Source organism: Enterococcus sp. DIV0210g, assembly GCF_050559705.1.
GTDB lineage: Bacteria > Bacillota > Bacilli > Lactobacillales > Enterococcaceae > Enterococcus_B > Enterococcus_B faecalis_A.
In genome coordinates this window covers 2,096,554-2,109,770 of the sequence record NZ_CP187903.1, presented here as the reverse complement: position 1 = coordinate 2,109,770, position 13,217 = coordinate 2,096,554, and the positions used below count along the sequence as shown (strand labels likewise).

Genomic DNA, 13,217 nt, shown 5'->3' with positions numbered 1-13,217 from the left:
GTGACTGTCATAATCGATTTGCATTGCCATCTCCTGCCCGGCATTGATGACGGAGCAGAAGATCTTGAAACTAGTCTTCGTATGGCGGAAGCAGCAGCAGAACAAGGAATCACTCATATTTGCTGCAGCCCGCATTTTAATGAAGTGTATGGAAATCCAGCAATATTGGTCAAAACACTCGTTGGAAAACTGCAAAAAGAATTTATTAAAAAAGAAATCCCAATCACATTGATCCCAGCACAAGAAGTACGGATATCCAAAGAATTACCAACATATCTTGAAAGAAAAGATATCTTGTTCCTTGATTCAAAAGAACAATATTTTCTTTTGGAGTTTCCTTCAGATCACATACCGAGATATGCAAAAAAACAGTTCATCTATTTATTGAACAAAGGTTATATCCCTGTCATTGTCCATCCAGAACGTAACAAAAAATTCCGCAAAAAATTGCAATTATTAGATTGGTTCATACAAAGGGGCGGAATCACACAAATGAACGCAGGGAGTTTGCTGGGTGATTATGGAGGAAATATCCAAGATGCGGCATTCAGTATGTTGGAAAAAGGATTGATACATACAATTGCTACAGATGCCCATGACTTAGTTTACCGCCGGATCTGTTTAAAAGATGCCTATCAAAAAATCACAGAGAATTTTGACGACACCCTCACAGAACAACTACAAAAAAACGCGAAGAACGTTATCCTTGGCGAAAAAATAATAAGGAGTGAGCTATATGGCTAAAATCATTCACCTAGATGAACCACCAAGAATACAAGTTTCTGAAAAAAAGTTATTCAATGAAAACCATATCAGTAAAGTAACTTTAGGCAGAGCAGATTACTTCACGCAACTGTATTACCTTTTTTGGAAAAGAACGATTGATATTCTAGGCAGCGCTGCTGGATTGATCCTTTCTTCCCCAATCATCTTAATGATTGCACTATTTATGCAATTTGAAGAATTTGGTTCGTCTATTTTCTTTGTACAAGAAAGAATTGGAAAAGACGGCAAACCATTCAAAATCTACAAAGTACGCTCTATGTACATGGATGCCGAAGAACGTTTAGCAGAATTGCAGCATTTGAATGAAATCAAAGGGGCAATGTTCAAAATCAAAAATGATCCTCGTATCACTAAAATCGGAAAATTTATCCGCAAATATAGTTTAGATGAGCTGCCGCAATTATGGAATGTATTGAAAGGCGATATGAGTTTAGTTGGCCCACGCCCGCCATTAACAGCAGAAGTCGCTGAATATTCGGAGCATGATCTTCAACGTTTGCTAGTGCGTCCTGGCTGCACAGGATTGTGGCAAGTTTGCGGAAGAAATGAAATGGATTTTGATGAAATGGTCGAATTGGATATCCAATATATCACACATCGAAGTATCTCATTAGATATTTTGATCATTACTCGTACATTTGGTGTCATGGTTCATCCAAATGGTGCGTATTAAACAGCAGAGAGGAATTTATTCATGAAAGTTTGTCTAGTTGGCTCAAGCGGCGGACATTTGTCTCATTTATATATGTTAAAAGAATTTTGGCAAAACGAAGAGCGGTTTTGGGTTACTTTCGATAAAACAGATGCCAATCATTTGTTAGCAGAAGAAAGAAAAATAAATTGTCATTTTCCAACAAATAGAAATGCAAAAAATCTTATTAAAAATACCTTCTTAGCATTGAAAGTATTATTAAAAGAAAAACCGGACTTGATCATATCGTCTGGTGCAGCAGTAGCTGTTCCTTTCTTTTATTTAGGAAAATTATTCGGTGCGAAAACAATCTACATCGAAGTTTTCGACCGCGTAGATAAACCAACTGTTACTGGAAAACTTGTTTATCCTGTGACAGATACATTTATTGTCCAATGGAAAGAAATGCAAACTGTCTACCCGAAAGCTGTCTGCTTAGGAGGGATCTTCTAATGATTTTTGTAACCGTGGGAACGCATGAACAATCCTTTGAACGCTTGATCAAAAAAATGGATCAATTAAAAGCTTCAGGGAAAATCAAGGAAGACGTCTTTATGCAAACTGGCTTTACTTCCTATGAGCCGAAAGCTTGCGAGTTCCGTTCGATCATTTCATTTGAAGAGATGAACGCCTATATGGAAAAAGCCGATATCATCATTACTCATGGCGGCCCTGCAACATTTATGATGGCTTTGGAGAAAGGCAAAATACCAATCGTTGTCCCAAGACAGTATCGTTTCCACGAACATGTCAACGATCATCAAGTCGATTTTGCCAAAAAAGTAGCAGCTGAAATGAAAAATATTCTAGTCGTCGAAGAAATGGATGAATTGGAAGAAGTTATCAATACGTATGACCGTTTATCTGAAACAATGATGGCAAATCATGCCAGCCACAATCCGCAATTTATTCAGGATTTTAAAAAAATCGCGAATCAGTTAGTAGGTGGATAAATGATAAGAAACGTAAAACTCAAAAATTTTTTGATCAATAAAGTATTTGTCATTTTTTCGCTATTGAACAAATGGATCCCAAAAAAAGAAACCAAAATACTGCTATACAGCAATATGGGATTTCGGGACAATATTGAATCGTTGTATCAGCACCTCGTTGAAAACGGCTATAACGAGAAATATCAAATCATCTGCAGTACAAGCGATTGGAAAAAACAATCAGCAATTGCTAAAAATGTTCGATTCACGAGTCCATTAAAAGGCGGCCTGCATTATTTTACTGCATCGAAAATCTACTATTGTTTTGGACGGATACCAATCAAACCTGCAAAGAACCAAATCAGTATCCAAATGTGGCACGGTACTTCCTTCAAAGGATTTGACCAATCGACACAAAAAACGAATTCTTTTGATAAACAGTTTTATACTTGGACATTTGCCTCTTCTGAGTTTTTCCGTCCCATTGTTAGCCGAAAGTTTTCTGTACCGGAAAAAAACGTTTGGATCTGCGGGCATCCGAGGACAGATGTTTTCTATGATAAAACTGTTTTAAACGAACAAAAGCCTTACATTGTCTGGTTGCCCACTTTCCGACAATCATCGATTACGGGGTATTCTGACAGCGAGCTTGGTTCGTCATTACCTATTTTTTCAGAAACAGCGGATTGGGAAGCACTCGATCAGAAGTTAGAAGAAACGGGTATAGAATTAGCGGTTAAATTACACCCTTTGCAAGATGCTGTCCAATTAACGAAAAAATCATTCAAACATATCAAAATCTATGATCAAGAGCGTTTCAAAGCAGAAAATCTAGATTTATATACTTGGCTTGCGGGTTCTGCGGCTTTGCTGACGGATTATTCCTCTGTTTTTTATGACTATCTATTATTAGATCGGCCGATTGGATTTACAGAAGACGACATGGAATCATATCAAGATACTAGAGGATTTGCTGTTGATGATCCTGATTGGTTCCGTCCAGGTGCACGACTAAAAACACCAGAAGATGTTTATCACTTTATTGAGGATATTTCAATGGCTAAAGATGATTTTGTTGAACGAAGAAAAGAAGTCAATGATCGAGTCAATGCATACCAAGATGGTAATAATTGTCAACGGGCACTAGACTTAGCACAAATAAATTTGGATTAGAGGAGAAATGATGATGAAAAAAGAACCAGTGCGAGTCCTTCAATTGAATATCGGTCAAGTATTCGGCGGTGTGTCTTCTATGCTTCTGAATATTTATCGAGAAATCGATCATCAGGTGATCCAATTTGATTTCTTGGCACCGCGAAAATCGTCTTTTGCTATGTATCGTCAAGAAATCGAGTCCAGTGGCGGCAAAATCATTGAACTAAATACAAAAGGTTTTTTCTTGAAACGAAAAATAGAATTTTGGAGAAAATTATATCAATTGATCAAAAAAGAAGATTATCAGATCATCCACTGTAATTCAGGTTCTATTTTTTTCAATCTGCAAGTAGCTGCTATCAGTAAACTAAGCGGTGCAAAAAAAATCATTATCCATTCGCATAATGCAGGCAATGATAAAAAATGGAAAATCTGGATGGGCAATCTAGTCAAATGGCTTTTTCCTTATACAGCGACTGATTATTTTGCATGTGCTAGAAAAGCTGGTTCATTTATGTTTACTAAAAAAACAATTGACAGTTCTCATTATCGCATCATCAATAATGGTGTAGATACTGAAAAATTTCGCTTTAATGCTTCTGACCGTCAAAAAATCAGAGCAGAATTACAATTGTCCAAAGATCAGAAAACACTTCTTCATGTAGGACGTTTTGTCCATCAAAAAAACCATCAACAGCTAATCAAAATCTTTGCCGGATTTTTGAAAAAAGAACCAAAAGCTGTACTGCTTCTTGTAGGAGAAGGTGAGCTAGAACCTGAAATCAAAAAACAAGTGAATGCATTAGGAATAATGGAACATGTGCGGTTCTTAGGTGTCAGGAAAGATATTCCGCAATTGATGAGTGCGTCTGATTTGTTTTTACTGCCTTCTCATTATGAAGGATTGCCAGTAGTCGGTGTTGAAGCGCAAGCTAATGGCCTGCCTTGCTGTTTTTCTTCTGTTATCACACAGGAAATCGATTTGATTAATGGAATGAATCGTTTTGTTGATTTGACAAGTACAGAAACAGAATGGTCAGAAGCACTGAACCACGTTTTAACAGCAAAAAAATCAGCACGAGAACGATACGCAGAAAAGATTGCAGAAAAAGGATTCTCTTTGACGCACGTTGCTGATGAATTGACACAGTTTTATATAAGTGAGGATTAGAAAAGGGGACACAAATGGCTGTTTACATCACTATGTTTCTTGCAGCAGAATGCTTTGCTTTTATTGCAATGTACATCGTAAAAAATATAGAAAAAATCAACGTACTGATTGGAGAAAAAAAAGTACATGTAAAAAGTTTGCAGTATCAAATTTTCACATTTTTGGCGATCATACCCTTATTTCTTGTAGCAGCACTTCGCTACAAAGTTGGTACAGATTACACGGTCTATTCCACCTTGCAGATTCCAGAGCTTCTTAGAGGTGTGGATTATAAATTGAAAAACGAATATTTGTACCAGTACTTGATAAAAATCGGCATGAGTATGGGGGATGTCCAATGGGTATTTGTCTTAACGCATGCCGTCCTGCTGTTTTTTATCTGGCAAGCATTTAGAAATAGTTCGCTTGACCTTCGTTTCAGTATTTTTTTGTTTATTTTTGGTGCGTCGTTCAATACATCTTTGAACATTATGCGGCAAAGCATTGCTACAGCAGTATTTCTTTTCGCTATTAAATACATTATTGAACGAAAATTAGTGAAGTATCTATGTATGATGATTATTGCTTTTTTGTTCCATAAGACAGCTGTTGCATTTATCCCAATGTATTTTCTGCCAAAAATCAAGATTCCTCCTGTCTACGGGCCAATCATCGTAGTGGTCAGCTATCTTGGTTCTGGTATTTTGCGCAAAATGCTGATCGGACTTTCAACCACGTTTAATTTGTATACGAATTATTTTAATAGTGCTTTTGATAATAATAACACTCAATGGGATTTTATTTTTTTCAATTTGACGTTTTTGGTGATTGCTGTGGCGATTCATTCTTATTACCCAGAAGATGATTTAGCAGCTTTTGAAAAGTATACCCGGATCTCACCTGAGAAAATCAATATCTACAGTACATTCTTTTATAATTTGGCGCTTTTCACAACCATTATTTGTTCGTTGACGATGATCATCCCTAACAGCACTCGGATCATTTTTATGTTTTCGATTGGTCAAACATTGTATATGCCTTATTTATTGAGCAAAGTGAAGAGCACACGGATGCGTTTCCTTCTTTATATTGTGCTGATTTTACTATATCTAGCCTATTTTTACCGACTGATCATTATGCGTAATTTAGGTGAGACATTGCCTTATCATTTTATCGGAGGGTCATTATGAGTGAACTTGTATCGATTATTGTTCCAGTTTATAACGGTGAGAATTATATCAGAAAGTGTATCGAACAGCTTCTTGGTCAAACGTACAAACAAATCGAGATCCTGTTGATCAATGATGGTTCTACTGACCAAACAGGAACGATTTTACAAGAAGTAGCAGATCCAAGAGTTCGTATCATTACTCAAAAAAATGCCGGAGTTTCTTCTGCAAGGAACAAAGGATTAGCATTAGCAGCTGGTAAATATGTTTGTTTTGTCGATAGCGATGATGAGATAACGAACGATTATTGTGAGGTACTGCTTGAAGGAATGAAAAATCATCCTTTAGCGATCGGCGGTTATAAAGTAAAGAAAGCAAACACAGAAAAAAATGTATTTTTTCCTAGCAAAATAGCAACGATCCAAGAAGTCATTGAAAGCTCGTTGCGTTATCAAAAAGTCAATACAGCATTATGGAATAAAATGTTTGATTTGACACTGATCCAAAAGTATCAGCTCCGTTTTGACACAAAAATAACGATTGGTGAAGACATGCTTTTCTTGTTTTCTTATGCTTCGAACATCATCAGAGCACGACTTTGTTCGCCATTGATTTATGTTTATTACGAGAATGAACAAGGTGCCATGATGAAAAAAGAAGCAGCTTTCAATCCTTCTCGTCTTACTGAATGGCAGGCGATTTGTTCGGCAGAAAAAATTTGTCAAGAAAATAACTGGAAACAAGTCCAATCTGCATTAAGGATAAAGAAAACACGAATCGCAGAAAAATTAGTACAGCAGATGTACGAATTTCAGCAAGAAAAGTTTCCGGAATATCAGGAAATGCAAACTTTTTTGCGGAAAAATGCCTATCGAACCTTGTTCGCAAAAGATCTTCCGCGGAAAAGAAAATTCCGAATCATTTTAAATGCTGTTCATCCTTATTTCTATAAAACAATCAAAGGAACGTGAGATGATGAATAAAAAAGTATTCCTAAAAGCATATTGTTATCAAAATCTGGGAGACGATCTTTTTGTTCGTATTTTAGCGAAACGTTATCCGCAGACACTTTTTTACTTGCCTATGCAGCCAAGATTTGCTGATAGTTTTTCAGATTTGCCAAATGTAAAGCCAATCAAAGAAGGGACTTTATACAGAGGAATCAACCGATTATCACAAATCGTCTTGAAACGTCAACTGTTAAAAAATTATTTTCAAAAGAAAGTCGATGGATCAGTTATTGTCGGCGGATCGATGTTTATAGAACGTCCGCAATGGGAAAATTCGCTGTCTTCTTATCAGGATTTTTTGATAAAAGAAAAACCTTTGTTTGTTTTAGGCAGTAACTTTGGTCCATCTCAAAGCCTAAAGTTTTACCAAACCTATGAAGAATTTTTTTCGAAATGTTTCGATATCTGTTTCCGAGATGAGTATTCAAAGGAAAAGTATAATCATTTGGAACAAGTTCGAGGAGCAAACGATATTGTGTTCAGTTATCCGTTAAAGCCTAAGAAAAAACAAAAGCAGGTCACGATCATCCCGATTGAATTTGATCGCCCAGCTTTAAAACAATATAAATCAGCTTATCTTGAAGCAGTCAGCAGAATCGGAAAAGAAGCAGCAGAGCAAGGCTATCGTATCCAATTTCTTTCTTTTTGCAATGCACAGGGGGATGAGCAGGCAATCAATGAAATCAAAACGATGATCAAAAAAAGTACGCCTGATTTTGAAAGTGAAGTTTTGTTATATGACGGTAGGAACATGGATACAGTAATAGATACGATTAATCGCTCAGAATTTACTGTGACGACGCGCTTTCACGGTATGATCCTTGGTTGGTTATGTAAAAGTAATGTTTATCCTATCATCTATGATCAAAAAATGTTGAATACAATTAAAACAAGCCGCTATCAAGGCGCATATACGATGACAGATCAGTTGGATACACTAGATTTTGAAGCGGTTCGAACCAATCGATACGAGTTGCAGCTTGCCCCGCTGATTGATGAATCGCAGCACCAATTTGATCAGTTGGATGGATTTTTGAAAGGAGAGAAACATGAAAAAATATAGAATCGGTTATACGCAAGGGGTGTTTGATATGTTTCATATTGGACATTTGAATTTGATCAATCAAGCGAAAGAATACTGTGATTTTTTGATTGTAGCAGTAAATAGTGATGAACTTGTAAAAAATTATAAAAATAAACAGCCAGTTATCAATGAAGAGGAACGCAGAAATATTGTCCAAAACATAAAAGCAGTTGATCAAGCCGAGATTGCAACGACTTTAGATAAAAAAGCTTCATGGGAAGAATTTTCATACGACGCGATTTTTGTAGGAGATGATTGGGCTCAGGATGCACGCTGGATCAAAACAAAAGAAGAATTAAATGAACAGGGAGTGGATGTGGTCTTTCTTCCTTATACGAAAGATATCAGTTCAACTCAATTACGTTTGAAAAAAGAGTTTAGATTAAAGGAAGTATGATGAAAAAAGGGAACCGAAAAGATGCGATCCAATTATTGCTGATGATTCTTTTGACAGGATTCTCGCAAATCATCGCGTTATACAAATCAAGTTATACGGCCACTCGGTTTGGTGCTTCCACACAAATGGATGCATATAACTTTGCGACTAATATTGCCAGCTTTCTTTTCTTATTTATAACAAGTGGGATAACAACAGTAGTTATTCCAGCTTATATCAAAAAAGAATCAGCAAAAGTCATCAATACATTTATTACAGTCATATATGCAGTTGTTTTCTTCTTAGTAGTTACGATCTTAGCTGTCAAAGTTCCGTTAATTGCACTGTTGAGTAATAGAGAAAACTTATTCCAGCAGCATGTCGCTGACTATCTTTTGCTCGTCTTCCTGATTCAGGGATTACTGGCGCTTCAAGGAGTGACAAATGCTTATTACCAAGTGACTGATCGTTATTTGATACCCAAATATACGATGTTGTTTGCCAATGCAGCAGTGGCGTTAGGACTTTATTATACTAATCTGCATAACATGCAGTTTTATTTGCTGATCTTGCTTGCCGGCTCAGTGATCAATGTGGTATTTGATCTTTCGATTGCACTGAAAACAGGCTATCGCTATAGTCCAAGTTTAGCGCTCAAGGAACCTGGTGTAAAAAAATTATTTGTGATTTTTTTTCCTACTCTAGTCAGCAGCGGAGTCTATAAAATACAGACACTTGTTGATTCGCTGATTGCTTCGAATTTAGCTACCGGGATGCTGACGATTTTATCTTTTTCTAATCAAGTGTTGTTGATGGTCAATAATCTTTTGATTGGAAATTTGACTGTGTACGCTTATCCAAAAATCGTTGCTAAATTAGGAACGAAAGAAGAAAAAACATATTTTTGGAATTATACGATTTTATTCCATGCATTTATCTGTCTGATTTATGCAGGTTTTTATTGTGTAGGAGAAACATTTTTGAAACTTATTTTTGAAGGGGGAAAATTTGGTTCAAGCCAAACGCATTTGCTCTTTTTATGTATTCTGGTATCGATTTTTGGTCAACAATTCAACATTGTCAGAGATTTGATCTATCGCTATTTCTACGCAAACGGAAATACCAAATCAACATTATCAAACAGTGTAATCGTCAGTGTGACAAATATCATCGTCAGCTTGATACTTGCACGTTTTTACGGTGTAATCGGGATTTTATTAGGGACGACGATTGCTTCTGTTTTTTCTTTGATAATGATTATGTATCGTTTTGACACGATTTACAAAGTTGGTATTTCTTGGAACTTTTTATTGAAAGAGTATGCTAAAAATGAAATTGCCATGTTTGGTGTGATGATCCTTTTATTTTTATTGAAAAAAATCATTCTTTTTTCTAATCCTTTTTTTGTATTAGGAAGCTATGGTGCACTAAGCGTCATTTTATATGTATTACTGTTGAAAGTAATGAAAAGTAATGTCTTCAATACGAGTTTGTAAAACAAATGGAAAGGAACCCGTAACAGACTTCTGCGTTTTTTCCATTTGTTCAGGAAAAGCAGCATTTATGATTGAAATATTAAGAAGAAAAAGGAACAGAATTCTTGAGAATGCTTTTGTGAAATAAGTTCAAAAAACAACTATATAGATATAAATAAAAAGGAGAACCGAATGAAAAAATCAAAACAACTGAAACAGACCGTTCTGTTTTTTCTTGTATCTATTCTTTTATTCTATCCGCTCATGATTTTTGCTGATACAAAGAAGGAACAATTACCTTTTACAGATGTGGACCCTAAAAGTTGGGCTTACAGCAGTATCGTAAAGAGTTATGAAAATGGATGGATTTCTGGAACAAGTCCAGATACTTTTTCTCCTAAAGGAAAGCTGACAAGAGCGCAATTCATTACGATCTTAGGCAGATATTCCAAAATTGATCCAAAAGATCCAGCCTTTCAAAAGTCATCATTTCAAGATATTGACTACAATTCTTGGGGCTACGCACCTTATGTGTCATGGGCAGAAGCCAATAAGATTGCAAATGGTACATCAGATACGACATTTTCTCCTCAAGGTACAGTGACGCGCGCGCAGATTGCCGTATTTTTTTCCAACTACGTACGCTATCGCAATAGTGAATTAATTGTAAAAAAACCTTCTATGTCATTCAGTGATGAAGAGGACATACCCAGTTATGCCAAAGCAGCTGTTTCTGAACTAGCAAAAGCAGGAGTTATTTCTGGATCTGATGGAAAATTCATGCCGAATGAACCTTGTACCAGAGAGATGTATGCAGCATTTCTTGTGAATTTTGATAATGCACTTAAACAAGCGAATTTTGCCCCAGAAGAACCTGTGATTGATCATTTGGAACAAATCAAAGGCGGATCAGTCCAGCTTGATTGGCATACAAAAGGAACAGCAACTGTCTACTGGGTTTACAGAAAAAAAGAAGGAGGTGACTGGGAAAAAGTCGCCAGCACAAAAGAAACAACTTGGTTAGATAAAGAAGTATTGCCAGAAGGAACCTATCAATATACTGTCAGTGCCTGCAATTATACTGGTACAAAATATCTTTGGAGTACTTATGGAAATAACAGCAAATCCATTGAAGTAAAAAAATATGAAAGTGATTATGAAGAAATCAATCCAGATACATTACCTTTTAATAACACTTGGGTAGGAAGTAAATATTATAACGATGCAACAAAGAATTATTATTTGATTCGTTCTTATCTTGATTACTTGGACTCTATTGGAGGAGGGACGTTGGTTTTAGATAAAGGAACCTATACGATTCCTTATACAATCAATATTCCATCTTCTATCACGTTACGTTTAAAAGACGGAGCAGTCATCAATCAGTCTGCTGATGTCGGAAATTCAGAAGTCAAACCGTCTGCTGTGCTTTTTTCATTTTCAGAGAGTGATAGTGCAAGTAAAACAGATTCTGTTGGGAATTATGATGGTGTATCTGGTAGTAAGATCATTGGAGAAGGGTTCGTTCAAATCAATTCTGAAGTGGAAAAAAGTACGTTCTTTCTTTTAGCTCACACACAAAATATTCAATTGGAAAACTTGCAAATCAATGCGAATAGCACAGCTTCTTATGGGATAAAAGTAATCGGATCAAAAGATATCAACATCAACGATAGTACTATCCAATCAACAAATTCAGCCAGTACAGCGATTTTGATTGATCCGGCAGCCGGTACAGCACCTAAACCAGCAGCTTGGAGCAAGTCTGATAATACAGTCAGTCAAAATATCCAGTTAAAAAACAACACGATTTCTGGTTATCAATATGGTATACGAACGATGAATCCTGTAGAAAATGAAATGCAGAGCAATATTTTGATTGATCAAACGCGCTTTGTGAAATTAAGCAAAGCGGCTATTGAAGGGAAAGTATGGAAGGATGCAGTAATTTCAAACTCTGAATTTACATCGATCGGTGCAGGCGCTGTTGATTTTACAAAGGGAGGAGTAAATGCAATTGTTTTGTCAGGAGCAGAAAACAGTACAATTATCAAAAACCAGTTTGATGCTGTTTCTCGGGCATTTTACCTTACTTCTTATACCTTCGAATCTGGAACAATCAAAGAACCAGTGGTGACAGATTTGCAAATCCAGCAGATGAAAGAAACCAATACTGTTAAGACACTTGATAAATACTATTTTATTATTGATTATACAGAGGATAAAAAAGATCAAATCAATTATTTTAAAGATACGAAAACGGACTTTATTTTGACAGAAAGTAGTACACCCTACAGAAATAAATATTCTTATACAGAAGAAACTCGTATTTATTGGACGCTGCGTTCATACTTAGATCAGATTGAAGAAAATGGGGGCGGGAAAATCACTATCTCATCTGGTAATTATGATGTCAGCAATGTGCTTTATATACCATCAAATACAACGATTGAGTTCCAAGATAACGTTTTGATGAAAAAGACTAGTCAGAATTCTGGACTATTTGTTTTAGCAAATTATACGGATATCAAAAACAAAATATTATACCATGGCTATGAAGGTGTTCATGATGTTACAATTACAGCCCCAGAAAATAGCAACGTTATTATCGATAATCAAAGCAAACCAGGTGTTGTGCTGGAAATGGGACACACAAAAAATGTGGCTATTTCTAACATTACTTTTAAAAATATGTACGTCAAGCATCACTTTATTGAACTTGATGCTTCTGAAAATACATTGATCGAAGGCTGCGGATTTATTAATGATGTATGGGAATCCCATTATCAAGCTGACCGAAAAGAGGCAATCAATTTGGATGTTCCTGATCCAAATACTGGCGGATTTTCTGGAGCATATAGTTCGCAAGACAATACGAAGAATAACGATATTACAATCAGAAACAATCATTTTAAAAATTTAAGTATCGCAATTGGAACACATATGTATACACCGCAAAGTCCTCACACGAATGTCAAGATTTTATCTAATCTGATCGAAAACTGTACGCATAATGCGATCAAGATCATGAATTGGGAGTCTCCGGTTATTGAAGAAAATAAAATCAAAAATATCGGTGAGCAACACCCAGATATAAATTCTGAAAGTATTGCGTTTAAAATCAATGGTGTAAAAAATCCTGTAATCACAAATAACGAAGTTTCCAATGCTGATTATATTGCAAAAATCGATATGCTTGTTTATGGAAACAGTGTATCAGAAATATTACAAAGTTATGCACCTGTATATAACGAAATCAGTGCAGACAATAAAGCAAAACTCCAGGCAAATAAAACAGAAAATGTTAAATATAACAAAATCTATTACCGCAATAATAACTCTGATCCATATGAACAATGGGATATTGCCGTGAAGAAATGAGGAAAAGA

12 protein-coding genes are annotated in these 13,217 nt (G+C 35.9%); all 12 read left to right on the top strand.

From position 1 onward, the window contains the following. The gene (locus tag IGI64_RS10240; protein WP_429940388.1) at positions 1–744 is read left to right on the top strand and encodes a tyrosine-protein phosphatase; all 744 of its coding nucleotides are present in this window, start codon (positions 1–3) and stop codon (positions 742–744) included. Continuing rightward, positions 737–1,459, top strand: coding sequence for a sugar transferase (locus IGI64_RS10235; protein WP_016624994.1), 723 nt, complete (start codon positions 737–739; stop codon positions 1,457–1,459). The genes IGI64_RS10240 and IGI64_RS10235 overlap by 8 nt, the downstream gene beginning before the upstream one ends. Positions 1,460–1,480: 21 nt before the next feature. Continuing rightward, a complete protein-coding gene (gene pssD, locus IGI64_RS10230) occupies positions 1,481–1,930 on the top strand; it encodes a PssD/Cps14F family polysaccharide biosynthesis glycosyltransferase (RefSeq protein ID WP_429940387.1) in 450 nt (149 codons plus the stop codon). Beyond that, positions 1,930–2,430 (top strand): PssE/Cps14G family polysaccharide biosynthesis glycosyltransferase, encoded by a 501-nt coding sequence (gene pssE, locus IGI64_RS10225; protein WP_429940385.1) that lies wholly within the window; start codon positions 1,930–1,932, stop codon positions 2,428–2,430. Before pssD ends, pssE begins: the two co-directional genes overlap by 1 nt. Further along, complete coding sequence (locus tag IGI64_RS10220) at positions 2,431–3,582, top strand: CDP-glycerol glycerophosphotransferase family protein (RefSeq protein WP_429940384.1); 1,152 nt, start codon at positions 2,431–2,433, stop codon at positions 3,580–3,582. A 13-nt stretch (positions 3,583–3,595) separates the two neighbouring features. Beyond that, positions 3,596–4,735 carry a glycosyltransferase gene (locus tag IGI64_RS10215; protein WP_429940383.1) on the top strand — a complete coding sequence of 380 codons (1,140 nt, stop codon included), beginning with the start codon at positions 3,596–3,598 and terminating at the stop codon, positions 4,733–4,735. Positions 4,736–4,749: 14 nt separating this feature from the next. Beyond that, positions 4,750–5,904, top strand: a complete 1,155-nt coding sequence (locus IGI64_RS10210) for an EpsG family protein (protein WP_429940382.1) — start codon at positions 4,750–4,752, stop codon at positions 5,902–5,904. Further along, positions 5,901–6,854, top strand: a complete 954-nt coding sequence (locus tag IGI64_RS10205) for a glycosyltransferase family 2 protein (protein WP_429940380.1) — start codon at positions 5,901–5,903, stop codon at positions 6,852–6,854. Before IGI64_RS10210 ends, IGI64_RS10205 begins: the two co-directional genes overlap by 4 nt. Positions 6,855–6,858: 4 nt before the next feature. Next, complete coding sequence (locus IGI64_RS10200) at positions 6,859–7,956, top strand: polysaccharide pyruvyl transferase family protein (RefSeq protein ID WP_429940379.1); 1,098 nt, start codon at positions 6,859–6,861, stop codon at positions 7,954–7,956. Next, positions 7,943–8,374, top strand: a complete 432-nt coding sequence (locus IGI64_RS10195; protein ID WP_016624986.1) for an adenylyltransferase/cytidyltransferase family protein — start codon at positions 7,943–7,945, stop codon at positions 8,372–8,374. The genes IGI64_RS10200 and IGI64_RS10195 overlap by 14 nt, the downstream gene beginning before the upstream one ends. Then, positions 8,374–9,849: a lipid II flippase MurJ gene (locus IGI64_RS10190; protein WP_195742410.1), complete on the top strand. Its 1,476-nt coding sequence runs from the start codon at positions 8,374–8,376 to the stop codon at positions 9,847–9,849. The genes IGI64_RS10195 and IGI64_RS10190 overlap by 1 nt, the downstream gene beginning before the upstream one ends. A gap of 171 nt (positions 9,850–10,020) precedes the next feature. After that, entirely contained in the window at positions 10,021–13,209 is a 3,189-nt protein-coding gene (locus IGI64_RS10185; RefSeq protein WP_429940378.1) for an S-layer homology domain-containing protein, read from the top strand. Positions 13,210–13,217: the final 8 nt, after the last annotated feature.